Origin of the sequence: Streptomyces sp. NPDC093544, assembly GCF_040683495.1 — a bacterium.
GTDB lineage: Bacteria > Actinomycetota > Actinomycetes > Streptomycetales > Streptomycetaceae > Streptomyces.
In genome coordinates this window covers 47,344-70,970 of record NZ_JBFBEA010000005.1, presented here as the reverse complement: position 1 = coordinate 70,970, position 23,627 = coordinate 47,344, and the positions used below count along the sequence as shown (strand labels likewise).

The 23,627-nt window shown below is 69.7% G+C and carries 21 protein-coding genes and 1 tRNA gene; 2 read left to right on the top strand and 20 right to left on the bottom strand.

Translation table 11 applies throughout. The features are described 5' to 3' along the window. Nucleotides 1-65: 65 nt before the first annotated feature. From AB0N66_RS08495 to AB0N66_RS08470, 6 genes are all read right to left on the bottom strand, one after another. Nucleotides 66-854: a S16 family serine protease gene (locus AB0N66_RS08495; RefSeq protein WP_365430365.1), complete on the bottom strand. Its 789-nt coding sequence runs from the start codon at nucleotides 852-854 to the stop codon at nucleotides 66-68. A gap of 213 nt (nucleotides 855-1,067) precedes the next feature. Then, on the bottom strand, nucleotides 1,068-1,709 hold the full coding sequence (locus AB0N66_RS08490) for a helix-turn-helix domain-containing protein (RefSeq protein WP_365430363.1): 642 nt from the start codon (nucleotides 1,707-1,709) through the stop codon (nucleotides 1,068-1,070). 471 nt (nucleotides 1,710-2,180) lie between these two features. Beyond that, on the bottom strand, nucleotides 2,181-3,992 hold the full coding sequence (locus AB0N66_RS08485) for a DEAD/DEAH box helicase (RefSeq protein WP_365430361.1): 1,812 nt from the start codon (nucleotides 3,990-3,992) through the stop codon (nucleotides 2,181-2,183). Between the two features lie 117 nt (nucleotides 3,993-4,109). Beyond that, a complete protein-coding gene (locus AB0N66_RS08480; protein ID WP_365430359.1) occupies nucleotides 4,110-4,496 on the bottom strand; it encodes a type II toxin-antitoxin system death-on-curing family toxin in 387 nt (128 codons plus the stop codon). Then, nucleotides 4,497-4,694, bottom strand: coding sequence for an Arc family DNA-binding protein (locus AB0N66_RS08475; protein ID WP_013003224.1), 198 nt, complete (start codon nucleotides 4,692-4,694; stop codon nucleotides 4,497-4,499). A 45-nt stretch (nucleotides 4,695-4,739) separates the two neighbouring features. Continuing rightward, nucleotides 4,740-6,212, bottom strand: a complete 1,473-nt coding sequence (locus AB0N66_RS08470; RefSeq protein WP_365430357.1) for an MFS transporter — start codon at nucleotides 6,210-6,212, stop codon at nucleotides 4,740-4,742. Nucleotides 6,213-6,427: 215 nt separating this feature from the next. Between AB0N66_RS08470 and AB0N66_RS08465 the strand changes: the two genes are divergently transcribed. Next, nucleotides 6,428-6,499: transfer RNA gene (locus AB0N66_RS08465), tRNA-Cys, on the top strand. 582 nt (nucleotides 6,500-7,081) lie between these two features. Here the strand turns inward: AB0N66_RS08465 and AB0N66_RS08460 are convergent. From AB0N66_RS08460 to AB0N66_RS08400, 13 genes are all read right to left on the bottom strand, one after another. Beyond that, nucleotides 7,082-7,834, bottom strand: coding sequence for an NPP1 family protein (locus tag AB0N66_RS08460; RefSeq protein WP_365430903.1), 753 nt, complete (start codon nucleotides 7,832-7,834; stop codon nucleotides 7,082-7,084). Between the two features lie 441 nt (nucleotides 7,835-8,275). After that, entirely contained in the window at nucleotides 8,276-9,454 is a 1,179-nt protein-coding gene (locus AB0N66_RS08455; protein WP_365430355.1) for an SUKH-4 family immunity protein, read from the bottom strand. A 272-nt stretch (nucleotides 9,455-9,726) separates the two neighbouring features. Continuing rightward, on the bottom strand, nucleotides 9,727-10,254 hold the full coding sequence (locus tag AB0N66_RS08450; RefSeq protein ID WP_365430353.1) for an AAA family ATPase: 528 nt from the start codon (nucleotides 10,252-10,254) through the stop codon (nucleotides 9,727-9,729). Between the two features lie 32 nt (nucleotides 10,255-10,286). Continuing rightward, nucleotides 10,287-10,436, bottom strand: coding sequence for a hypothetical protein (locus tag AB0N66_RS08445; protein ID WP_365430351.1), 150 nt, complete (start codon nucleotides 10,434-10,436; stop codon nucleotides 10,287-10,289). Between the two features lie 19 nt (nucleotides 10,437-10,455). Beyond that, complete coding sequence (locus AB0N66_RS08440; RefSeq protein WP_365430349.1) at nucleotides 10,456-12,762, bottom strand: molybdopterin cofactor-binding domain-containing protein; 2,307 nt, start codon at nucleotides 12,760-12,762, stop codon at nucleotides 10,456-10,458. After that, nucleotides 12,759-14,294 (bottom strand): 2Fe-2S iron-sulfur cluster-binding protein, encoded by a 1,536-nt coding sequence (locus tag AB0N66_RS08435; RefSeq protein WP_365430347.1) that lies wholly within the window; start codon nucleotides 14,292-14,294, stop codon nucleotides 12,759-12,761. Before AB0N66_RS08435 ends, AB0N66_RS08440 begins: the two co-directional genes overlap by 4 nt. Continuing rightward, entirely contained in the window at nucleotides 14,291-15,184 is an 894-nt protein-coding gene (locus AB0N66_RS08430; protein WP_365430345.1) for an FAD binding domain-containing protein, read from the bottom strand. Before AB0N66_RS08430 ends, AB0N66_RS08435 begins: the two co-directional genes overlap by 4 nt. Before the next feature lie 287 nt (nucleotides 15,185-15,471). Continuing rightward, nucleotides 15,472-17,112 carry a beta-N-acetylhexosaminidase gene (locus AB0N66_RS08425; RefSeq protein ID WP_365430343.1) on the bottom strand — a complete coding sequence of 547 codons (1,641 nt, stop codon included), beginning with the start codon at nucleotides 17,110-17,112 and terminating at the stop codon, nucleotides 15,472-15,474. Beyond that, complete coding sequence (locus tag AB0N66_RS08420) at nucleotides 17,112-17,966, bottom strand: carbohydrate ABC transporter permease (RefSeq protein WP_365430341.1); 855 nt, start codon at nucleotides 17,964-17,966, stop codon at nucleotides 17,112-17,114. Before AB0N66_RS08420 ends, AB0N66_RS08425 begins: the two co-directional genes overlap by 1 nt. Further along, nucleotides 17,963-18,925 (bottom strand): sugar ABC transporter permease, encoded by a 963-nt coding sequence (locus AB0N66_RS08415; protein ID WP_365430339.1) that lies wholly within the window; start codon nucleotides 18,923-18,925, stop codon nucleotides 17,963-17,965. The genes AB0N66_RS08420 and AB0N66_RS08415 overlap by 4 nt, the downstream gene beginning before the upstream one ends. Before the next feature lie 4 nt (nucleotides 18,926-18,929). Further along, nucleotides 18,930-20,225 carry an extracellular solute-binding protein gene (locus AB0N66_RS08410; RefSeq protein ID WP_365430337.1) on the bottom strand — a complete coding sequence of 432 codons (1,296 nt, stop codon included), beginning with the start codon at nucleotides 20,223-20,225 and terminating at the stop codon, nucleotides 18,930-18,932. A gap of 381 nt (nucleotides 20,226-20,606) precedes the next feature. After that, nucleotides 20,607-20,906, bottom strand: coding sequence for a DUF3039 domain-containing protein (locus tag AB0N66_RS08405; RefSeq protein ID WP_266460965.1), 300 nt, complete (start codon nucleotides 20,904-20,906; stop codon nucleotides 20,607-20,609). A gap of 30 nt (nucleotides 20,907-20,936) precedes the next feature. Further along, nucleotides 20,937-21,509 carry a YqgE/AlgH family protein gene (locus AB0N66_RS08400; RefSeq protein WP_365430335.1) on the bottom strand — a complete coding sequence of 191 codons (573 nt, stop codon included), beginning with the start codon at nucleotides 21,507-21,509 and terminating at the stop codon, nucleotides 20,937-20,939. A 282-nt stretch (nucleotides 21,510-21,791) separates the two neighbouring features. Between AB0N66_RS08400 and murA the strand changes: the two genes are divergently transcribed. Beyond that, a complete protein-coding gene (gene murA, locus AB0N66_RS08395; protein WP_365430333.1) occupies nucleotides 21,792-23,138 on the top strand; it encodes a UDP-N-acetylglucosamine 1-carboxyvinyltransferase in 1,347 nt (448 codons plus the stop codon). Nucleotides 23,139-23,288: 150 nt separating this feature from the next. On the opposite strand, the gene AB0N66_RS08390 is transcribed toward murA, so the two are convergent. Further along, a complete protein-coding gene (locus AB0N66_RS08390) occupies nucleotides 23,289-23,570 on the bottom strand; it encodes an HU family DNA-binding protein (RefSeq protein WP_365430331.1) in 282 nt (93 codons plus the stop codon). Nucleotides 23,571-23,627: the final 57 nt, after the last annotated feature.

Sequence of the window (23,627 nt, the reverse complement as noted above, 5' to 3'; positions counted from 1 at the left end):
TACGCGGGCCGGGGCTGGGCTAAGGGATGGGCTGAGGTGGGCTAAGGGGTGGGCTGAGGCCTGACTTAGCAGCTCGGGACCGAGCCCGTCCCCTTCTCAAGGGCCAGCAGGGAATCCACCGCTCCCTTGAGGGTGGTCACCGGAACCAGGCGCAGCCCCTTGGGCAGTTCCGTCCCGGCGTCCGAGCACTCCGCCTTCGGAACCAGGAAGACCGTCGCGCCGTCGCGCCGGGCGGCCTGCGTCTTGAGGGCGACGCCACCGACCGCGCCGACCTTGCCGTCGGCGTCGATCGTCCCCGTACCCGCGATGGTGCGTCCGCCGGTGAGATCGCCTCCGCTGCCGTCTCCGTTCAGCTTGTCGACGATGCCGAGGGAGAAGAGCAGTCCGGCGCTGGGGCCGCCGACGTCGGCGAGGCTGAGGGTGACCTTGACGTCGTTCTTCTCGCCCAGGTACGAGAGCGCCGCCTCGGTGGCCGTGTCCTGCGACTCCTTCATCTCGTCCGCGTTGTACTGCTCGATCTCCTTGACGCTGTTGCCGCTGGGGTAGACCGAGTCGCGTGGCATCACGGCCTGGTCCGTACGGAACCAGGCGTCGAGCAGGTCCCCGAGGTGGACGCTCGTGTCCGGTCCCGTCGCCTCGATCGTCGTCATCCGAAGCTGCCCAGTCGTCTTGCGCGTGGCCGCGCCCGTGATCGTGATCACCGGGTCCCCCTTGTTCTCCCCGAGAACATTCGCCGTCATCCCCGGCTGCGTCACAGAGAACGGCAACGGCGCGAACACCGCCACCGCGAGCAGAGCCACAACGGGAACAGCGCAGACGGCAACGGCCTTGGGGCGCGTGAGACGAGAGAGCACGGGGTCAATCTAACGTGAGGCTGTAAGCGTCCTCGCTGTGGGCTGCGCGCCGCTGCAACCGTCCTCGCTGTGGGCATGCGTGCCGCTAGGGGCGGCGCCCGTCCCAAAAGAGCGGCACCCTGCAAGCGCCGGTAAGCGCACCCACCCCGACGGCAACCCCGACACCGGGTGCCCGTTCAGCCAAGCTCACGCCTCGACCCCGCACACCCGCGCTCAGCGCAACGCGTCCGCCACTTCCCGAGCCGCATCCAACACCCGCGGCCCCACCCTCTCCGGCACCGCATCCGCGAGCATCACCACACCCACGCTCCCCTCGACCCCGGTCACACCGACCAGCGGAGCCGCAGCCCCACTGGCCCCCGCCTCCAACTCCCCCTGCGTCAGCGTGAACCCGCACTCCCCGACCGGCGCCTGCCGAGCGGCGAGAATCGCCCGCCCCGCGGCACCCCGCTCCAGCGGATGCCGGAACCCGGCGCGGTAGGCGACGTGATAGTCCGTCCACGTGGGCTCGACGACGGCGACGGCAAGCGCCTCGCTGCCGTCGACAAGCGTGAGATGAGCCGTCGCCCCGATGTCCTCCGCGAGCGAGCGCAACGCGGGCAGCGCGGCCTCCCGTACCAGCGGATGCACCTGGCGACCGAGCCGCAGCACCCCGAGCCCGACCCGGGCACGGCCGCCCAGATCACGGCGTACGAGAGCGTGCTGCTCCAACGTGGCGAGCAACCGGTACACAACGGTCCGGTTGACGCCCAGTTTGTTCGAGAGTTCGGTGACGGTCAGCCCGTGATCCGTGTCGGCGAGCAACTTGAGGACGCGCAGTCCCCGGTCGAGCGTCTGAGAGGTCTCCGCGGTCACGACGCCCACTCCTTAGTGGTGAGGTCGACGGCCTCCTCACGGCGATTGCGGCACCGAGTCCCGTCGGCGACGCGCTTCAGAGGCCGCCGGTCGGCTGGCGACCCGGTGCTCCCGGGCGGAGTCGCTTCACGGCTGCGCTCCGCGGCTGCGCTGCCACGGGGCGTGTGCGTAGCGGGACAGTAGCGAGCCGGTTCGCTCAGCGGAAGGCTCCGTCCAGAATCCGGGCATCGGCTGGTACGGACTCATTTCGTTTGCCCCGATTCGCACGGTGCTCGCCACCCGGCGTACACCACCCTTACACACAGCGCACACGTCGCGATGCGCGCCGGAGCCAAGAAAACACGCCCCGCGCACGCGCCCGTACACACGCCCCGCCCGGGCACAACAGCCAGGCACAGCACCCGGGGCAGAGCAACCCGGGCACAGCACCCGGCGTCGGCCAGGCGCAGCGCCCAGGCCCAGCGCCCAGCGTCACCGCATCCGCGTAGCCCACTCCTGCACCTTGGCGATCCGCTGCCGCAGCTGCCCCGCCGTCGCCTCCGCGCTCGGCGGACCCCCGCACACGCGCCGCAGCTCGGTGTGGATCACGCCGTGCGGCTTGCCGCTCTGGTGGACGTACGCGCCGACCATGGTGTTGAGCTGTTTGCGGAGCTCCAGCATCTCCTTGTGGGAGACCACGGGCCGCCGCTCGGCGGGCAGTTCGAGAAGGTCCGCCTCGTCGTCCGGCTTCTTGCGGCTGTGCGCGATCTGCCGGGCCTGCCGCTTCTGCAGCAGGAGCTGGACCTGGTCGGGTTCGAGCAGCCCGGGAATCCCCAGGTAGTCCTGCTCCTCCGCGCTCCCCGGATGGGCCTGCATCCCGAACTCGGCACCGTCGTACAGCACCCGGTCGAAGACGGCCTCGGACTCCAGCGCCTCGAAGGAGAACTGCTCCTGCTCCCCGGTGTCCTCGTCCTCCTCCCGGTTCGCCTCCTCCATCTCCTTCTCGGACTCGGCGTACGGGTCCTCCTCGCCCTCCTTCTTGGGCTTGTCGAGGACGTGGTCGCGCTCGACCTCCATCTCGCTCGCGAAGCCGAGGAGGTTGGGAATGGTCGGGAGGAAGACGGAGGCGGTCTCGCCGCGCCGCCGGGAGCGCACGAAGCGTCCGACGGCCTGTGCGAAGAAGAGGGGCGTGGAGATGGTGGTGGCGTACACACCGACGGCGAGCCGCGGCACGTCCACGCCCTCGGACACCATCCGCACCGCGACCATCCACCGGTCGTCGCTGTCGCTGAAGTCGTCGATACGTTTCGAGGCGCCGGTGTCGTCCGACAGGACGAGGGTGGCCTTGGTCCCGGTGATGTCGCGGATGAGCTTGGCGTAGGCGCGGGCCGACTCCTGGTCGGACGCGATGACCAGCGCACCGGCGTCCGGGATGCTCTTGCGTACTTCCGTCAGCCGCTGGTCGGCGGCCCGCAGCACGCTCGGCATCCACTCGCCGCGCGGGTCGAGAGCGGTGCGCCAGGCCTGCGAGATGGCGTCCTTGGTCATGGGCTCGCCGAGCCGGGCGGCGATCTCGTCCCCCGCCTTGGTGCGCCAGCGCATGTTGCCGCTGTAGCTGAGGAAGATGACCGGCCGCACGACGCCGTCGCCCAGCGCGCTGCCGTATCCGTAGGTGTAGTCGGCGGAGGACCGCCGGATCCCGTCCCTCCCCTCCTCGTACGTCACGAAGGGGATGGGGTTGGTGTCGGACCGGAAGGGCGTACCGGTGAGCGCGAGGCGTCGGGTGGCGGGCTCGAACGCCTCCAGGCACGCCTCGCCCCACGACTTGGAGTCACCGGCGTGGTGGATCTCGTCGAGGATGACCAGGGTCTTGCGCTGCTCCACCCGGTTCCGGTGCAGCATGGGCCGCACCCCGACACCGGCGTACGTCACGGCGATGCCCTGGTACTCCTTGCTGAGCGGCCCCGCGCTGTACTCGGGATCCAGCTTGATCCCTATCCGCGCGGCCGCCTCCGCCCACTGCTTCTTCAAATGCTCGGTCGGCGCGACCACGGTCACCTGCTGCACGACATGGTGGTGCAGCAGCCAGGACGCGAGCGTCAGCGCGAACGTGGTCTTGCCGGCGCCGGGTGTGGCGACGGCCAGGAAGTCACGTGGCTGCTCCTGGACGTACCTGTCCACCGCCCTCTGCTGCCAGGCACGCAGCTTGCCCGCGGTGCCCCAGGGGGCGCGGCCAGGGAAGGCAGGTGAGAGGTGGTGGGAAGAAGAAGAGGAGGCGGCGGCACTGGCGGCGGTGGTAGTCACGGTCTCCGTGTGTGGGGTCGAGCGGCTCGGCTACGTATGACAACCGGGCCACCCTACCGGCGCGCCGGTGGTGTCAACGCGCGGACGACACCGGGTCACCCGTGGATGGGACTCAGGTCACACCGCCTCGCGCAACGCCCTCAAACGCAGGGCGATCATCGCCACGTCCTCCAAGCTGCCGGCGGCCACCTCGATGACGAGCTTGTACGCCTCTTCCTGATCGACGTCGATCATCTCAGTGCCGTTGAAGTCAAGGAAGACGACGGTGGACATCCACGCCATGCGCTTGTTGCCGTCCACCAGAGGATGGTTCACGGCGAGCGACTGCAGCAGTGCCGCAACCTTCGCGAAGAGGTCCGTGTACGCCTCGACGCCGAACATCTGCGACTGGGGGCGGTGGACAGCCGAGCTGAGCAGGCCCAGGTCGCGCACGGCAACCTGCGTCTGCTCCCCACACGCCAGCTCCGCCAAGTCCAGGACCTCTAGGACCGTGAGGTACTTCATCTACTCCCCCAGCCTCCGCAGCAGGTCGGCGTGGCCCGCCGCATACTTGGCCCCCAGGCGGCGAACCGTGGCCCGATCCGCCTCCTGCTCCAGATACCGGTCGATCGCCTGAAGCACTATGGCGTGCATGCTGCGCCCCTCCTCCTCGGCACGCAGCTTGAGCGCCTCCTGCTGGTCGTCGCGCAGACGAAGATTCATAGCCATACCACGACGGTACCACTAGTGGGGTCACAGTGGTACCACTCAAGAGTGTGCGCCCCGCACCCGCGTGGTGACCCACGCCCCCACCAACGCCACCACCGCCATCGGCAGAAACACCGCCGCGAAGGCCGCCGGATGGGAGCCGGACGCCGAGGTGGCCGCATGGGTCACCGTGCCCCCGCCCAGCGCGGCGAACGCGGCGCCGCCCGCGGCGAGCAGCAGCACGTTGGCCAGGCCGTCGGAGATCTGCAGCGAGGCGGAGTTGGTGCCGGCCTCCTCGGGTGCCGAGAGGTGGAGCAGCAGGACGCTGGTCGAGGCGATCACCAGTCCCATCCCCAGGCAGCCGAACCCCCAGGCGACGGCGACGATCCATACGGGCACGGCGTGGATCAGGACGCTCGGCGCGGTGGCGATCGCGGCCGCGACCAGCACCATGCCGAGGAACATCAACCGCTCCCGGTACGGCTCCACACGCGGCCTCGACTGGATGTAGGACCCCAGCGCCCAGGTCCCGCCGCCCGCCGCGAGCGAGAACCCGGCGAGTGTCGGCGACAGCCCCCGTTGGGTGACCAGCATGAGCGGTACGAAGGACTCGGCGGCGATGAAGGAGCCGGCCGCGACCCCGCGGAGCAGCACCACGGACGGCAGTCCGCGCGCCGCCCGATAGGTGCCGCGGGGCAGCAGCCCGAGAGCGGCGGGGACGAGCAGCGCGACGCCCACCGCGGCGGGGACGAGCGAGAACCAGGTCAGATCCTGAGCGGCGTACTGGAGGATCCCGGCACCGCACGAGATGCCGAGCGCGAGCCGAATACGCCGCCGGTCGAAGGGCACACGCCCTTTCCCTTTCCCCTCCGGGCTGGACGTCCGCCGCCGTATCTGAGGCAGCGCGAGGGCCAGCGGCAGGACGACCAGGACGGGTATGCCGATGAACACCCAACGCCAGCCGAGGTGTTCGGTGACCGCGCCCGCGGCGAGCGGCCCGACCACGGACGGGATCACCCAGCTCGCCGCGAACGCCGCCATGATCGACGGCCGCAGCCGCTCCGGATAGGCCCGCCCCACGACCACGTACAACGCGACGATCACCAGCCCGCCACCGAACCCCTGCACCGCCCGCCCGAGGATGAACAGCCACATGGCCCCCGCGGTGCCGCACAGCAGCAGCCCGACGGCGAAGGCGGATATCCCCGCGGTCAACGAAGCCAGCGGCCCGTCCCGGTCCGACCACTGCCCGGCGAGCACCATCCCGAACAGGCTCGTCGTGAAGTACCCCGAGAACGCGAAGGCGTACAAGGACACCCCGTCCAGCTCCCGCGCCGCGACCGGCATGGCCGTCCCGACCGCCGTCGCCTCGAACGCGATCAGCAGCACGACGGAGACGATCCCGATACTGAGCGCCCGATACGCCCGGCCCAGCACACCGTCGTCGATGCCGGAGGCGGCATCGACCCCCGCCGGAACCGTTGCGGCATCACGTGCGTCCAGTCCAGTCATGCCCGTCAGCGTAAGGGGCATAACCCTCCGTGACCCCTGTCCGGAGACCGTGATCGACTGAGCCTTTCGTCGTACGACCACCCCTACGAGATGGCCCACACTCCCGCCCACCCGTTCATGAACGGCACATGGCAGTCCCGTTGCAACGCCCGCCCACCCCTTGAGCCCCGCCCCCACCCCCGCTTACGGTCGATCCATCAGGTCCGGAACGAGTGAGCCGTGCCGCACCTGAGAACGGCCGTGTGCCCGAGTGGTTTAGGGACTCGCCTGCAAAGCGAGTTACGTGGGTTCGATTCCCGCCACGGCCTCAAGCGTCTTGACCAGGCAAAACGACAGGGCGGCATCCCGAAGGGGGTGCCGCCCTGTCGGTTCTCCGGCTCCGTCTTCGTCTCAGTTGGCCTCGAGGACACCTCCGTGCCGGACCGCAGGACGATGCTCGGAGTGTGGGGAGACAGACATCGCGCTCTGGGCCCAGCGGCACGGCGCCAGGTGGGTGACCGGGCCCGTAGCAGGCCGCTAAGGTCGCGGCATGGGTGGGGAATCAGGCGCCGGGGGGCGGACCCGGCCGTGCAAGTGGTGCCAGACACCGGTCCCGCAGCCGGGGCGGTGGCGTCGACGGCGTTTCTGCAGCCGCGGGCACCGCGTGAAGTACCGCGGCCTGTCGGCCGTCGGCCGATTTCTGGACTGGCTGTAGCCGGTCAGGCGGTTCGCTGTTCCTCGGCGCTGATGCACATGCCGCCCTGCCGCAGATGCCGTACTGGGGCGGGATGCAGTAGCCGACATCGAGCAGCCCGCGGGGGCGAGCAGACCCTGGCGTACGGAAAGGGCGGTCCTCCCCGGGGAGGACCGCCCTTCCGCATGGCTCACGTCCGGCGGACCGGCTCGATGGGTCAGGCGTACGGGTTGAACGCAATTCCGGACGGCATCGAGTAGGCGAGGTTGTCGTTGAACGAACCGTCCTTGATTTTAATCGTGGCGTCACCGAAATTGGCGTTCATGAGCTTGTCGCGGTAACCGGACGGGTAGCCGTCCCAGCCGACGAGGCGCGGGAAGAACCAACCGCCGGTGGCGTTTTCCGCCGGTTCGTCGTTGGTGTTCGCGAAGCGGAAATCGTGCGTTGACGCGCCGTCCTTGTGGTAGACGATTTTCGCGTGGTTTCCGTCGAAGCGTATCGAGGAACTGGGAAGCACCTGATAGCTGCTGTGCTGCGACACCGAGACGTACTGGACCTGGTTGTTGTAGATCCACACGATGACGTGTTCCCAGTCATGCCGGTGCCCGATGGCCGCCGGCCCCAGAGTGGCCTGGTCCTTCTCGAAGTAGCTGGCGTACATGACCGCGCACCAGCCGTTGTTGCACTTTTCACGCGAGTACGCGTTGGCGTTGTTCAGCTGGCCGGGGTCGTGACAGTGACCGTTCACGTCGCCGCCCAACGACAGACCGGGGTTGAGGGTTCCGTCGGCGCCGATGGCCGCGGTGGCATAGCAGCCGTCCCCGTCGTAGTCGTAGGCCGGGGAGAACGTCTGCTCCAGACCGGAGGCGTTCTGCGGCAGTTGCTGGAGGACGTCGGCGTGTGCACTGGTCGGCAGCGCGACGACCAGAGCCAGGGCGCTGAGCGCGCCGACGATCGCGGAACGACTCAGCCCCTTGGCGGAGCGCTTCGAACGAGGTGCCGTTCCCTCGGGGGGCACGGTCGACTGCAGCGTGCTGGGCACACCAACTCCTCAACGATAAAAGGGGGGCAAAAACCACACAAGGATTCCCTGCATCGAGATCGGGATCGGTGGTCTTTGCGCGACAGAGTGACGCGACTTCAAATTAGCTCAGGGCGACCGGAGTTACAAGAAAGAGCGCGAGCATCGGCACATGCCTCAAAACGGCATTCCGGATATTGCCCAGAATCAGGCGGGGTCGAGAAGTGGAGAAATTTAACATTGGGCCTATTCCAGGCCGCCAGATCGCCCGTCGAGGTGATGTGGGGCGCTTGCACGGTAAGCGGTAGAACTCCCGGTAAACAGAGCAACCCACCGAGAACAACCTGTGAATTACCTTTGAAGGCGCGCTTCGGCGCGGGCAGCCGCGGCTTACCGATACAGCGTTCCGCTCGCCTGGTCCTCGAATATCTCCGGCCAGTAGCGCCAGCCGTCGTCGCCGGGCAGGGCCGGAGTCGGGTCACAGGCGAGAGGGTCGACCGTGGCCAGGGTCTGGGACATGGTGGCGGCGAGTTGTTCGTAGGCGCCCGTGAGGTCGTGGGCCGCGTCCAGAGACTTCTCTCGGTGCAGCAGCCAGAGGGTGAACGCGAGTGTGGAGATGTCGGCGTTGAGAGGGCGGAGGATGAGGTCCGGCTCGCTCCAGGCCAGCACGGCGCCGGTGGAGCCGTCCACTACGAGGCTGGTGTCCTCCAGCAGGTGGCCGAGGCGTATCAGCCGGTCGGCGGCAGCGGGGAGTTCGGCGGCGGTGAAGTCGCCGGGGCGCAATTCCGCGTAGTACTCGCTGAGCGCCGACAGGGGCACCTCAGTGTCCAGCTGGAAGACGAAGCCGTCCTCCGGGAGGCCCGTCTCGCGCAGAAAGCGGCGCGTCGGCTCGTGCGTGAGCGCGGTCGGGAAGTCGACGTCCTCGAAGCGCATGATCCCGCCCGTGCCGAACTCCTCGTCCAGCAGCCGCTTCGGCAGGTCCAGGACGAGTCCGTCGCCGGGTCCCGCTATCCGGGCCAGCGGACGGATCAGCGCGGCCATCCTCCAGAACGGCGGCACCTCGCCGCCCGCCGCGCCCTCGAAGACGGCGGCCAGCCGGTCCGACACCTCCGTGACCGCCTTCGGGCCGAAGCGTGTCCCGTACGACGCGAAGGGGCCGCGGTAAGCCGTCAGATCCTCCGTGGCTGCCGCGAAGCGCACCAGCGCCTCCAGGGAGGGGGCCAGCGGCGAGAGGTCCAGCGGCGTCGCGCTCCGGTGGAGGTACGTCGTGGAAACCTCCCCCGTCACCCCGTCGAGGACGATCGACTCCAAGTCCCTGTCGAAGGTCCGCAGGGCCCCTATGACCAGCTGGTCCTGGAGCTCCGCCGCGAGCCTCTCCGCGTCGCCGGCCAGGTCCACGAGCCTGCGCAGCCCGTGCTCCCGCAGTGTGCCGAACCCCACCAGCGTGCCGTCGCCGGGCAGTCCGGGCCCCGCCAGCCAGTGCCGCGTCCCCTCGTGCGTGATGTACGGATACAACTCGTCGTCAGTCAGTGTGATCGCGCCGCCGACGCCGGTGTCAGTCGTGCTCATGGCTCCCCCGCGCATGTGAACGCATTGTGCTTCCCCCGAGCAAGGAACACCCCGTCGTCCAGGGGCAGTTCCTACTGAGTCAGAACCATACGCCGCACCACTGACAACGCCGGAAACATTCAGGCATAGGCAGCGCAAAGGTGGCGTACAGCCACCGCACGCGCCGCAAGCACGAGAACAACGGCAGACCCGCCGCCCCGAATCACCCGGTTCGCGCCACCCCGGTCACCCCACCCGGCTCACCCGCGCCCGCCACGATCGCACCACCCCGTTCACCCCACCCGCGCCCGCTCCCGCCCCGCCACGATCGCCTCCACCGTCTCGGCCACCGTCAGCTTGGAGCTGTCCAGCCACAGCCCGATCCGCGGGGTCCCGGCACGCAGTCCCCGGTCCAACTCCTCGACCGTCCACGCCCCGTACCCGGTCTTCGCCCGCCCCGTCTCACGCGCCGCGACGGCCTCGGGACGGGGGGCCAGCACGACGACGTACAGGGGGCGGGTGCGGACCAGTCCGACGTACGCCGTCAACTGCTCGCCCAGGACGACGTCCTGCACGACCGCCGTGAACCCGGCCCGCGCGTACGCGTCCGCGGTGGCCGCCGACAGCCCGTACCGCAGCCGTAACTGCGCCTCCGCCTCGCCGCCCGCGCCGGGTTCGTACTCCTCGCGTCCGGACACGATCATGCGCCGGAACACATCACCGCGTACATGCGCCGCCCGCGGCAGCCGCTCCGCGAGTGCCTGCGCGACGGACGACTTCCCCGCGGCCATGATCCCCGTGATCAGGACGACACCGTCCATCGAACGCCCCCGTCCGGCAAGGCCACCGCCCATCAGGCGAAGTACACGCCACCCACGACAACCACCACCGCGGCCACCACGAACAGCAGCACCCAAAGCGCCAGCTTCCCGACCCCGGGCGCGGGTTCGTAGCGCGGCGGCTCGGGTTCAGGGCTGCTCGTCGGCTCGGGCGCGCCGCTCATGACGTCATCACGGGCGCGCTCACGGCGTCGTCACCACAGCCGCCTGCGGCCTTATCGGCAGCCGGTTGACCGGCCGCCCCGTAGCCGCACGCACCGCCGAGGCCACCGCCGCCGGGCACGTCACGACCGGCACCGCGCTGGCCGCCTTCGCGCCGAAGGGGGCGACGACGTCGCGCTCCTCGACGAGCTTGACGATGCGGATGTCGGGGGCGTCCAGGGAGGTGGGAAGGGCGTAGCCGGTCAGGTCGGGGTGGCGGACGAGCCCGCGCGCGGTGCGCAGGTTCTCCGTCAACGCGGCGCCGACGCCCTGCGTGACGCCCGCCTCGATGCGGGCCACGAGCTGGGCGGGGTTGAGGATCCGGCCCACGTCCTGGGCGAGGGCAAGTTCCACGACGCGAACCGAGCCGAGTTCGATGTCGACGTCGACCACCGCGCGGATCGCGCAGAAGGCGAGGCCCACGAAGGCGTCGCCCTGGCCGGCGGCGTCCAGCGGCTCGGTCGGATGGGGGCGGCACTGGGCGGTGGCCCAGAGTTCCTTGCCGTCCATCGCCTCGGTGACGGTCGTGGACAGCACTCCGTCGTACGACGTGATCTTGCCGTCGGTGATCTGGAGCAGCTCGGTGGACATCCCGAACTTGTGCGCCAGGGGCTGCAGCAGCTGTGTACGGACCATCTTCGCCGCGCGTTCCACCGCGCCGCCCGACACCCAGGTGTGGCGGCCGCGGCAGCTCGGGCCCGCCGGCGGCTGGTCCGTGTCCACGGGGGCCACATGCACCTCGTCGATGCCGAGCGTCTCCTGGACGATCTGCCGGGCCAGTGTGGTGAAGCCCTGGCCGGTCTCCACGGCAGCGCAGAGCACCGTGGCGACGCCGTCGTGGACCTTCACGGTGGCCGTCGAGACCTCGTCCGTGCCCTCGGCGCCGAGCATGTGCACCATGCCGAGGCCGTAGCCGACGCCACGGCGTACGGCGCCGGGTTCGCCCGCGCCTTCGGGGCCGCCCGGGAGCAGCCACTCGTCCTCGGGGGTGTCCTTGGGGAGGGCGGGAAGCGGGTAGTCCCGTACGGCCTGGAGCAGTTCGGCGACCGGGGCCGGGCAGGTCACCGTCTGGCCGGTGGGAAGCACGTCTCCTGTAGCCATCACATTGCGCAGCCGCAGCTCCGCCGGGTCCATGCCCAGCTTCTTCGCCAGCTTGTCCATCTGCGCCTCGTAGGCGGCGCAGACCTGCATGGCGCCCTCGCCGCGCACATGGCCGGAGGGCGGGTTGTTGGTGCGGACGGCCCAGCCCTCGATGAAGGCGTTCGGGACGACGTACGGGCCGCAGGCGAAGGCGACGGCGGCGGCCAGCGACTCCGAGGAGGTGTCCGCGTAGGCGCCCCCGTCCAGGAGGATCTGCGCCTCGACCTTCACCAGCTTGCCGTCGGCGTCCGCGTGGTGGCGGTAGCGGAGCAGCGTGGGGTGTCTGTGGGCGTGGCCGAGGAAGGACTCTTCACGCGTAGCGGTGATCTTCACCGGGCAGCCGGTCTTCAACGCGAGCAGGCCGAGCGGGAGTTGAATGCCCTGGTCCTCGCGGTCGGCGGTGGCTCCGGGCACGCCGGTGACGACGACCTTCACGCGCTCGGGCTCCAGGCCGTAGCAGGCGGCGGCCGTGTCGCGGTCGGTGTGCGGGTCGGTGGACGCCACGTAGAGCTCGACTCCACCGTCGGGGCGGGGCACGGCGAGACCGGCCTCGGCACCGATGGGGGCGGGGTCCTGGCGGCCGATGCGGTACTGGCCCTCGACGACGATCTCGCCGGCCGCCGCGGGGTCGCCGTGGCGCAGCGGGATGTGCCGGATCAGGTTGCCGTCGGGGTGCAGCGCGTCGGCCTCGAAGGCCAGCTCCGGGTCGGTCACCGCGTCGAGTACTTCGTACTCGACGATGACGGCCGCGGCGGCCATCCGCGCGGTGTCCGGGTGGTCGGCGGCGACGGCCGCGATGGGCTCCCCGTGGTGGCGTACGACCTCGGAGGCGAACACCGGCCGGTCGGCCCTGCCCCGGCCGTGCACCGGGGTGCCGGGCACGTCCTCGTGGGTGATGACAGCCCGTACGCCGGGCATCTCGCGCGCGTGGCTGGTGTCGATCGACACGATGCGCGCGTGCGGGTGGGGTGATCTCAGCACGGCGGCCCACAGCAGGCCCTCGGCCCACAGGTCGGCCGCGTACGGGAAGGTGCCCTCCGTCTTGGCGCGGGCCTCCGCGGCCGGCAGCGAGACGCCGAGCCCGTGCGGGAGGGGCTCGGAGCCCGTCTCCGGCACCGTGGGTGACGCGGTCGCGGTTTCGTTGCTCACGCCTGGCCTCCGTCCTGGCCGTACGGCTGCTCATGCGGCGTCTGGGGGTCGTACGACGGGTCGTACGGGGCGTTGTACGAAGAAGTGTCCCCGTACGCCGCGGGGTTGACGCCGCCCGCGCCCGGACCGGCCTGGTGCGGGATGCGGGCCTCGTCGGTGTCCGGCGCGGATTCGGCGGTGGCGGCCGAGTGCGCCTCGCGTTCGGCGACGACCTCGCGTACGGCGTCCAGGACGCCGCGGTAGCCGGAGCAGCGGCACAGGTTGCCGCACAGTGCCTGGCGGGTCTCCAGCTCGTTCGGCGCGGGGTTGCCCTCAAGGAGATCGTGCACGGTCATGGCCATGCCGGGTACGCAGAAACCGCACTGCACCGCGCCGCACTTGGCCAGCGCCCGCTGTACGTCGGAGGGCTGCCCTTCGGCGGCCAGGCCCTCGACGGTGCGCACCTCGCTGCCCGCGGCGGTGACGGCGGGCACCAGGCAGGACGCCACGAGCCGTCCGTCCACCTGCACGTTGCAGGCGCCGCACTCGCCCTGCGAGCAGCCGTCCTTGGCGCCCGCGAGGCCGAGGCGCTCGCGCAGTACGTAGAGCAGCGATTCGCCGATCCAGGCGTCGGTCACCGGACGGTCGGCGCCGTTGACGCGCAGGACGTAGGAGGCGAGGGGGTGTTCGTCGTGCGGGGCCGTGCCGGGGGTCTCGGTGTCCGCGGCCTCCTCCGCCTCCGCCGCGGCATCGGTGGTCTCGGAGTCCTCGCGAGCCCGGTCCGTGTCAGGCGCCTCAGGGGCCTCGCGAGCGGGCTCGGTGACCTGCTGGGCGGCCTGCGCGGGCGATTCGGCCGGTGACTGCACCGACGGCCGTACGAGGCTCTCAGCGGGCGTCTGGGCCGATGGCCGTACGGCGTCCTCGACGGCCCGTTCCTGCGGTTCGGCGGACCATGCCTGTCCGATGTCCTCCGTCGCCCAGGGAGCGGACGCTCCGCCGGGAAGCGTGGCCGGCGGCGTCCCGCCCCACTGCTCGACCAGCGCCGAGGTGGTGAACTCACCCGATTCGTCCGGTAGATCCCCACCGGCCACCGGAATCGACCACTGTCCGGTCACGTCGTTGCCGGAGGGTCCGGGCCCACCGGGATACCCGGCCTGCCCGGATCGGTCGACCTGCCCGGGCCCGGCGCCGTCCCGCGCGACGTCCCCGAAGTCCCACTGCCCGGTGACCGCCGGGTTGTAGCCGTATCCGTTGCGACCGCCGTCCGTGGGCGCGCCGTTCGGGTCCGGCCACTGGACGGCGTCGGACTGCGCGGCCCACGCGCCCCCCTGTGCCGGATCCGCCGCGGCGGGCGCCGTGGGCGGCACCTCGATCTCCGGGGGCACGTAACCGTTTCCGGGCGCCGCGAGCGGCCCGCGCTCCGCGAAGAGTGCCTCGAGGCCGCCCTCGGGGAGCTTGACGAAGGCGGTGGCTCCGTCGTCGTAGTCGCCCTGGGGCAGCGGATCCCAACGGCCGCCCTGAGGGGCGCCCTCCGCGTGCTGGTCGTCGGTCATGACAGTGCCCTCCCCAGTGCTCGTCGGGCCAGCGCGGCGACGGTGCGCCGCAGGTGCAGTACGGCGGGCGGAAGCGGTTGCACCGAGCCGTCCTCTTCGGGGACGGGGTCGGGGATGCAGGCCGCGGCGACGTACTCCCCGAAGGCGTGGAGCGCCTCCGGCACCAGCGTGCGCTCCCCGTCCCAGTCGATCAGCTGGGCGACCCAGGCCTCGGCGTCCAGGGGCCGCAGCGGCATCGGCGCTATGGCACCGACGGCGCACCGCACTCCGCGCCGGGCGGGGTCGAGGACGAGCGCGACGGACGCGATGGCGCGGCCGGGGCCGGTGCGTCCGGTCGCCTTCAGGAAGACCTGGGGTGCGTGCAGCAGCGGCACGCGCACGAAGCCGATGAGTTCGCCGGCGCGGAGCATCTCCACGCCCGCGAGCAGGTGCGAGACCGGGATCTCGCGGCGGGCTCCGCCCGGGCCCGCGATGATCAACGCGGCTTCCAGGGCGGCCAGTACCGGCAGCGCGTCCCCGGTGGGGGACGCCGAGGCGATGTTGCCGCCCAGGGTGCCCGCGTTGCGGATCTGCGGCGGGCCCGCGGCGCGCGCCGAGGCGGCGAGCGCGGGGATGAGGGCCGCGAAGTCGGGGCGGCCCATGCGTGCGTGGGTGAGGCCTGCGCCGAGCAGCGCGTGGCCGTCCAGGTACTGCCAGCCGCGGATCTCGCTGATCCTGCCGAGGCCGACGAGCGCGGCGGGCCGCAGCTGTCCGGAGTTGATCGCGGCCATGAGGTCGGTGCCGCCCGCCACGGGAACGGCTGCGGGCATGGCGGCCAGGGCCGCGACCGCCTCGTCCAACGAGCCGGGCAGCGTCACGGCCTGCGCCGCCTGCGTCGCGTGCGTGGTCAAACCGGCTGCCCCTTCCCGCTGCCCCACCTGGTCCCACCTGTGCTGCCGTACGGTACGTGCTGACAGGGCGGACGTGGCAACTCTGGCACATCTTCGCCGGTCCCTGACGCGGGGGTCCGCTAGGAGGCATTCGCCCCCCTCACCAGGGAGATGGTCCGTTTTCGCACGGCATCACCGGTGAGCGTGAAATGCCACTCTTCGGTGACTCCTGGGCGTCTTGTTCCTCGTGGGGCCACTGTTGCGGAGGGAACACCCCGGAGACGCGGTACGCCTCCGGGGCAGGCACCTCACACGTTCGGGGGCTCCCCCTCGATCGGGCGCCCGAGCACTCCGGGGCGCCGCTGCCACGGCAGCGGCCCGGTAGGCGGGCGATACCCCACCCCCAGGGCGTCAAGTCGCCCGTAGTGCACGGTCATCCGGCGCTCGAAGTCCGCGAAGTCCCGTTCCGCGGGGGCGGGCAGGGCGCTCCATGCGACTTCGGCGAAAGCGGCCAGCCTCGGGAACGTCTGGTAGTCCACGCGCGCCTGATCCTCCATCACCTCGGTCCACACATTGGCCTGAGTGCCGATCACATGCCGCGCCTCCGTCTCGGTGAGCTGCGGTGGCACGGGCTCGAAGCGGTAGACGTTCTCCAGGGTGCGCACGTAGCCGATGGGCACCGGCTCGTCCTCGCCCGCGTCCTGACGGTGGTCCAGGTACACCTGCTGCTCGGGGCACATCACGACGTCGTGGCCCGCGCGAGCGGCGGTGACGCCGCCCGCATAGCCGCGCCAGGACGAAACGGCGGCACCTTCGGCAAGGCCGCCCTCCAGGATCTCGTCCCAGCCGATCAGCCGACGCCCGCGCGCGGAGAGCCAGTTGTCGAAGTGCCGGATGAACCAGGACTGCAACTCGTCCTCGTCCTCGAGCTCCAACTCCTTGATACGCACCTGCGCCGTCTGTGACTCCTTCCACTGGTCCTTGGCGCACTCGTCGCCGCCGACGTGAATGAACTCCGAGGGGAACAGGTCGAGGAGTTCCTCGAAGACCCCCTCGTAGAAGCGCAGGACGTTGTCAGTGGGGGCGAGTACGTTTTTGGAGACGCCCCAGGTGTCCCAGACGGAGAGGGAGGTCGTGTCGATGACGTCGATGTTGCCGAGTTCCGGATACGCGGCGATGGCCGCCTGGCTGTGCCCCGGGATGTCGATTTCGGGGACGACGGTGATATGCCGCTCGGCCGCGTACGCCACGATCTCGCGGATGTCGTCCTGCGTGTAGAAGCCTCCGTGCGGCTTCTCCTCCCACAGCGGCGAGGCCCGATGGCCGAATTTCGTGCGCGCACGCCAGGACCCGACCTCCGTCAGCTTCGGGTAGCGCTTGATCTGGACGCGCCAGGCTTGGTCGTCGGTGAGGTGGAAGTGGAAGACATTGAGTTTGTGGGCGGCCAGCAGGTCGAGATAGCGCAGCACTCCGTCCTTGGGCATGAAGTGCCGGGCGACGTCGAGCATGAGGCCGCGCCAGCCGAATCGCGGGGCGTCCCGGATGGTCTGGTGCGCGATGCCGTACTGGACGTCCGGCCTGATGGGAGCACGCCGGAAGGCATCGGCTCCGATGAGCTGACGCAGCGTCTGGGCGCCCCAGAAGACCCCGGCCGCGCTGCCGCCCCTGATCTCGATGCCCCAGTTGGTGACGACGCTGAGCTGGTAGGCCTCCGGCTCCAGGGCGTCGTCGAGGCGCAGCCGTACGGTGTTGGTGCCCTCCTCCTCACCGGGCGGCAGCGGCAGCCCCAGCGCCCCGCCGAGGGTGGAGCGCAGCCAGCGTTCCGTGGTGCCGGTGCCCGGCGCGGCCCACAGTGCGGTGCGCGAGTCGAGCAGAACACCGCAGCGCGTGGGTCCCTCGATGGCGCTCGGCGCCGGAATCAGATCCATTTCCCTGTCCCCCATGCTCATCAGTCCTTTACCGCTCCGCCGAGGCCCGAGACGAGCCTTCGCTGTACGAGTACGAAGAAGATCAGCACCGGAATCGTCATCACCGTGGACGCTGCCATCACGCCGCCCCAGTCCGACTCGTCCGGCTTGTAGAAGACGAGGAGGGCCATCGGCAGGGTGGACTGCGCCGTGTCGCTGATGATGAAGGACTTGGCGAACAGGAAGTCGTTCCAGGCCGAGATGAACGAAAACACGCTCGTGGCCACCAACCCTGGGAAGACCAGCGGGAAAAGGATCTGCCAGAGGAATCGCGCACGGCTCGCCCCGTCGATGTACGCGGCCTCTTCCAGCGCCTCCGGAACCGCCTTCACAAAACCCCTCAGCATCCAGATCGCGAACGGCAGCGAGAAGGCGATGTGCGGCAGGATCAGCGAGCCCAGCGTGTTCAGCTGACCGAAGTCCCGCATCAGGAAGAACAGCGGGATCGTCAGCGCCTCCACAGGCACCATCTGCGCGACCAGGAACATGATCAGCAAAGTGGTCCGGAAACGGAAACGGAATCGTGTCACCGCCGTCGCCGCGAGAAACGCGATCAACGCAGAGACGACGACCACGGTGCACGCCACAACAAGGCTGTTGAGGAAGTACCGGCCGAATTCCTGCTGTCCGAAGACCCGCCGGAAGGAATCCAGCGAGGGCGCCAGAGTCCACGGCCTGGGCTCGGTGGACTCGATCTCCCCGGCCGGTTTGAAGGCGCTGAGCACCATCCAGTAGAGGGGGAAGGCGACCAGGACCGCGATCAGCAGCGCGGACACCTCGGCGGCAAGCCGCCAAGGGCGCCGCGGACGCCGTATGAGTGTGCTCACCGAACTCACAGTTCCTCCCCCTGTCTGCGCAGCAGCCACAGATACACCAGCGTGACCCCCATCAGGATCAGCAGCATCACCACGCCTATCGCCGAGCCGAGGCTGTACTGCGAGGAGGCGAACGCCTTCTGGTACGCGTACACGTTCAGCACGAGGTTCTGTCCGGCGATGCCGCCGCCGTTCGTCATCACGTAGATCTGTGTGAAGAGCTTGAAGTCCCAGATGACCGACTGGATGGTGACGACCACCAGGATCGGCCGGAGCATCGGCGCCAGCACCGAGCGCCAGATCCGCCACTGCGACGCACCGTCCAGGGCCGCCGCCTCCAGGACTTCGGACGGTACGGCGCGGATGCCGGCGTACACCGTCACCATCACGAACGGGAAGGAGCACCAGACCACTTCGAGGAGTACGAGCGCGAAGGCGCTGTAGCGGCCGTACGTCCATGAGTGGTCGCCGAGCCCCAGCACCCGGTTGACCGGGCCGAAGTCGGGGTCGAAGAGAAGCAGCCAGACAGTGGATCCGGTGACGGCCGGGGTCGCCCAGGCCCCGAGCGCGGCAACCATCAGCGCGAGCCTCGGCACCGCCCGTACCCGTGTGAGGAGCACCGCGAGCGCGCAGCCGACGGTCAGCGTGGAGACCACGCAGGCTGCCGCGAACACGACCGTGGCGAGCAGCACCTGCCAGAACTGTTCGTCGGCGAAGAGCGTCGCGTAGTTGCCGAAGCCCTCGAAGGTGGTCGGTTCGCCGCCGCTGACCTGGGCCTGGGTGTACTCCAGGAAGGAGATCAGGCCGAGCTGGTAGATGGGGTAGACGAGCAGGCCGCCGAGGACGACGAGGGCGGGGGCGAGGTAGAGCCAGGGGGTCCAGCGGGGGCCATGGCGCCCGGGTCGGGCGGGTCGCCCGGATCGGGCGGTTCGCGCCTTGGTCACTGTGCCGCGCTCGGCGAGCGCGTCGTGCGTTGTCATCCGCTCAGCCCACGGAGCTGAACGCGTCGTCCATCTTCGTCGCCGCGTCCTTCGAGGCCGCCGCCACGTCCTTCTTGCCGCTGACGATCTCCTGGAACATCGTCGGCAGGACGAGCGAGGCGTCGATCTGAGCCCAGGCGGGCGAGGCCGGCACGAACTTGGCGCCCGCGGCGAGCGTCTGCACGAAGGGCTTCACGAACGGCTCCCTCTCTGCGACGTCGGCCCGCACATCGGTGTACGTCGGCAGGAACCCCATGGCGTCGAACAGCTCACCCTGGGTCTTCTTCGAAGCCAGCTCCTCCATCAGGTCGACGGCGAGCGTGCGGTGCGAGGTGCTCTTCAGCACGCCGAGGTTGTTGCCGCCCGCGAACGCCGGTGCTATCTCGCCCGACTTCAGGCCCGGCAGCGGCACGACGGCGTACTTGCCCTTGACCGCCCCCGCCTCGACCGCCGCGTGACTGAAGTCACCGCCGATGGCCATGCCCGCCTTGCCCGACGCGAAGGCCGTCACCGTGTCGTTGCCGCCCATGCCCGCACACTTGGCGGCCGGACAGTTGTCGTCGCCGAAGAGGGAGGTGTAGGCCTTGATGCCCTTCTGGGCGGCCGCGCTGTCGATGGCGGAGGCGTACGAGCCGCCCTTGCCGTTCGCGATCTCCCCGCCGTTGGACCAGATGAACGGCATCGCGCCGTACGTGTAGGCGCCGCCGACCGCGAGGCCGTACAGGTCCGGCTTCGCGTCGCGGATCTCCTTGGCCGTGGAGATCAACTCGGCCTGTGTCTTCGGGACTTCGAGGCCGAGTTCCTCGAAGATGTCGGTGCGGTAGTAAAGGGCGCGAATGCCGACGAAGTAGGGGGCGCCGTAGATCTTCCCGTCCACCGTCACGGACTGCTTGGCCGTCGGGTCGGTGTCCTCGGCCTCGCTCCAGTCGGCGAAGTCCTCGGTGACGTCGGCGAGTCCGCCGTCCTTCACGTAACCGGCGGTGTCCGTGTTGCCGTACTCGATGAGATCCGGGGCGCTGTTCGGGTCGTTGAAGGCGGCCTTGATGCGCTGGGCGCGGGTCTCGACGGGGATGTACTCGATCTGTACGTCGGCGCCCTCATGGGCCTTCTCGAAGGTGTCGACGGCCGCGTCGACGACCTTCTGCTTCGGCGCGTTGTTGACCTCCTGGAAGAGCCAGACCCGCAGCGTGCCGGACTTCTCGTCCTTCTCGGAGGAGGAGTCGTCGGAGGTCTGGGGGGCGCAGGCGGCAACGACCGCAAGAGCGGTGACGGCGACGGCTGTTCGGACAGAGAGCTTCATGGAGCATCCTCCGGTGGGGGTGCGTTGCAACATACGCAATGGCTGTTTCGCTCTGCACAACACACTGGAGGCTATGGACTACATGAACATGCCCACAAGAGGTCTCAACCACTTCGTGACCACGCGACGCACTCCGTGCAACGGTCACCCGTCGACGGCCCTCTTTTCCGGCTCGACAGGCCCCTGGCCAACAGGCTTCCTCTCCCACTCGGCCGGCGCCCGGCTCTCGCGGAACTTCCGCGCCACCGCCAGTTCCCGCGCCCGCTGCGACAGCTCCACGCCCACCCCCGGGTACGACAAGACCGCGGCACCCCGCACCGGGATGCCGCGGCCGTGCTCGGTCCACCTACGCGGCGTACTGCGCCGAAGAACCCGGCGGCGTTACTTCTTGTCGCCGTCCTTGCCCTTGTCGCCCCCGCCGGCGCCCATGGACTCGTAGATCTCCTTGCACATGGGACACACGGGGTACTTCTTCGGGTCGCGGCCCGGCACCCACACCTTGCCGCAGAGGGCCACGACGGGCGTGCCGTCCAGGGCGCTCGCCATGATCTTGTCCTTCTGGACATAGTGGGCGAAGCGCTCGTGGTCCCCGTCGCCGTGCGACACCTGCGGTGCCGGCTCTACGAGGGTCCCCGTCCCAGTGCCTCGCTGGGGCTGGGTCTCAGGCTCAAGAGTGCTCATAACAACCAAGAGTACTGAAGCTCACAGACGTCAGTTGAGGGAAGGGTCGTCCGGATACGTCGCCACCATCGCCAGTTCGTTGCGCTGGCGGCGCAGGACCTCGCGCCAGAGCCGTTCGGGGGACGGGGAGGAGACGTCTCCGGGTTCCGACTCGACGACGTACCAGGCGCCCTCGGTCAGTTCCGCCTCCAGCTGGCCCGGGCCCCAGCCCGCGTACCCGGCGAAGATACGGAGCGAACCGAGGGCGGCGGCGAGGAGTTCCGGCGGGGCCTCCAGGTCGACGAGGCCGATCGCGCCGTGCACACGGCGCCAGCCGAGCGGGATGCGCTCGCCGGACGCGCCGCCGGGGATGACCGCGACGCCGAGCGCCGAGTCCAACGAGACCGGGCCGCCCTGGAAGACGACGCCGGGTTCGCCCGCCAGGTCCGCCCAGCCCGCCAGGATGTCGCCGACCTCCACGGGGGTCGGACGGTTGAGGACGACGCCGAGCGAGCCCTTCTCGTCGTGGTCGAGGAGAAGCACCACCGCGCGGTCGAAGTTCGGGTCCGCCAGGGCCGGCGTAGCCACGAGCAGCCGCCCTGTGAGCGAGGACACCTCGGTCATGCGAGACATGATCCCGCATCTTCCCCGTGAGCGGGGAGCCAATGCGGGTACCTGTGTGAATGCAGTTCAGGGCGCAGACAAGCGCCCCCCGCGTACGCCGGTGCCGGTGACCCCGTGTGCCCGATTACGAACGGTTCGTGTTGTGGCAAAGCTATGACGGAGCTGAGTGGCCCTTGGGCTTACTGAAGGGGGGTAGACGGCCATTACCCTTACTCTCCGGCTCCTGCAACGACTTGCCTGCCGACGAATCACTCCTGCCCAACTCATCGGATCGCGAGATACATGACCGTCAACGGCTCTGACGACGTACTGCTTGTCCACGGCGGAACCCCGCTCGAAGGCGAGATCCGGGTCCGCGGTGCGAAGAACCTCGTACCGAAGGCCATGGTCGCCGCCCTGCTGGGCAGCGCGCCGAGCCGACTGCGCAATGTCCCCGACATCAGAGACGTGCGGGTCGTACGCGGACTGCTCCAGCTGCACGGGGTGACGGTCCGTCCGGGAGAGGAGCCGGGCGAGCTGGTGCTCGACCCGTCGCACGTCGAGAGCGCGAACGTCGCGGACATCGACGCGCACGCGGGTTCGTCCCGGATCCCGATTCTCTTCTGCGGCCCGCTGCTGCACCGTCTGGGCCATGCCTTCATCCCGGGCCTCGGCGGCTGTGACATCGGCGGTCGGCCCATCGACTTCCACTTCGAGGTGCTGCGGCAGTTCGGCGCGAAGATCGAGAAGCGGGCGGACGGCCAGTACCTGGAGGCCCCGCAGCGGCTGCGCGGCACGAAGATCCAGCTGCCGTACCCGTCGGTGGGCGCGACCGAGCAGGTGCTGCTGACCGCGGTGCTGGCGGAGGGCGTCACCGAGCTGGCCAACGCGGCCGTGGAGCCCGAGATCGAGGACCTCATCTGCGTACTGCAGAAGATGGGCGCGATCATCGCCATGGACACCGACCGGACGATCCGCATCACCGGTGTGGACTCGCTCGGCGGCTACACCCATGCGGCCCTGCCGGACCGTCTGGAGGCCGCCTCCTGGGCGTCCGCGGCGCTGGCGACCGAAGGCAACATCTACGTCCGGGGCGCCCAGCAGCGCTCGATGATGACGTTCCTGAACACCTACCGCAAGGTCGGCGGCGCCTTCGAGATCGACGACGAAGGCATCCGCTTCTGGCACCCCGGCGGCCAGCTCAAGTCGATCGCCCTGGAGACGGACGTCCACCCCGGCTTCCAGACCGACTGGCAGCAGCCGCTGGTCGTCGCCCTCACCCAGGCGACCGGCCTCTCGATCGTCCACGAGACGGTGTACGAGTCCCGCCTCGGTTTCACCTCCGCGCTCAACCAGATGGGCGCACACATCCAGCTCTACCGCGAGTGCCTCGGCGGTTCGCACTGCCGCTTCGGCCAGCGCAACTTCCTGCACTCCGCGGTCGTTTCGGGCCCCACCCGGCTCCAGGGCGCCGACCTGGTCATCCCCGACCTCCGCGGCGGCTTCTCGTACCTCATCGCGGCACTGGCGGCCCAGGGCACCTCACGCGTGCACGGCATCGACCTGATCAACCGCGGCTACGAGAACTTCATGGAGAAGCTGGTGGAACTCGGCGCGAAGGTCGAACTCCCGGGCAAGGCTCTCGGCTGACAGGCTGACACGCTGACAAATCGAGTAACAGAGATCGAGCAACAGAAGCAGTCGTACGTACGACGATGGGGCGGCCACCCGGTGAAGGGGGCCGCCCCATTGGCGTACTGCTCTTGCCGAGCGCCGCCCCTGACGCGGGCGGCGTAGGCCTTACTTGCCCTTGGCGGCTTCCTTGAGCTTCGAGCCCGCGGAGACCTTCACGCTGTAGCCCTCCGGGATGTCGATGGGCTCACCGGTCTGCGGGTTGCGCGCGGTGCGCGCGGCACGCAGGGTGCGCTCGAAGGTCAGGAAGCCGGGGATGGTGACCTTCTCGTCGCCCTTGGCGACGATCTCGCCGACGGTCTCGGCGAGGGCGGCCAGAACGGCGTCGGCGTCCTTGCGAGTCACCTCGGCGCGGTCGGCCAGCGCGGCCACCAGCTCACTGCGGTTCATGTCGTTACTCCCGTGTTCTTCTTGCTGTTGAGGCGTGCCACGCGGCGGAGCCGCATA

Excerpts from the sequence above, each read along its gene's own strand:
- AB0N66_RS08450 (WP_365430353.1), bottom strand. The coding sequence starts at position 10,254 with ATGGACGGTGTCGTCCTGATCACGGGGATCATGGCCGCGGGGAAGTCG.
- AB0N66_RS08405 (WP_266460965.1), bottom strand. The coding sequence starts at position 20,906 with ATGAGCACTCTTGAGCCTGAGACCCAGCCCCAGCGAGGCACTGGGACG.
- AB0N66_RS08455 (WP_365430355.1), bottom strand. The coding sequence starts at position 9,454 with ATGAGCACGACTGACACCGGCGTCGGCGGCGCGATCACACTGACTGAC.
- AB0N66_RS08415 (WP_365430339.1), bottom strand. The coding sequence starts at position 18,925 with ATGACAACGCACGACGCGCTCGCCGAGCGCGGCACAGTGACCAAGGCG.
- AB0N66_RS08470 (WP_365430357.1), bottom strand. The coding sequence starts at position 6,212 with ATGCCCCTTACGCTGACGGGCATGACTGGACTGGACGCACGTGATGCC.
- AB0N66_RS08425 (WP_365430343.1), bottom strand. The coding sequence starts at position 17,112 with ATGAGCATGGGGGACAGGGAAATGGATCTGATTCCGGCGCCGAGCGCC.
- AB0N66_RS08400 (WP_365430335.1), bottom strand. The coding sequence starts at position 21,509 with ATGACCGAGGTGTCCTCGCTCACAGGGCGGCTGCTCGTGGCTACGCCG.
- AB0N66_RS08435 (WP_365430347.1), bottom strand. The coding sequence starts at position 14,294 with ATGACCGACGACCAGCACGCGGAGGGCGCCCCTCAGGGCGGCCGTTGG.
- AB0N66_RS08475 (WP_013003224.1), bottom strand. The coding sequence starts at position 4,694 with ATGAATCTTCGTCTGCGCGACGACCAGCAGGAGGCGCTCAAGCTGCGT.
- AB0N66_RS08480 (WP_365430359.1), bottom strand. The coding sequence starts at position 4,496 with ATGAAGTACCTCACGGTCCTAGAGGTCCTGGACTTGGCGGAGCTGGCG.
- murA (WP_365430333.1), top strand. The coding sequence starts at position 21,792 with ATGACCGTCAACGGCTCTGACGACGTACTGCTTGTCCACGGCGGAACC.
- AB0N66_RS08445 (WP_365430351.1), bottom strand. The coding sequence starts at position 10,436 with ATGAGCGGCGCGCCCGAGCCGACGAGCAGCCCTGAACCCGAGCCGCCG.
- AB0N66_RS08410 (WP_365430337.1), bottom strand. The coding sequence starts at position 20,225 with ATGAAGCTCTCTGTCCGAACAGCCGTCGCCGTCACCGCTCTTGCGGTC.
- AB0N66_RS08390 (WP_365430331.1), bottom strand. The coding sequence starts at position 23,570 with ATGAACCGCAGTGAGCTGGTGGCCGCGCTGGCCGACCGCGCCGAGGTG.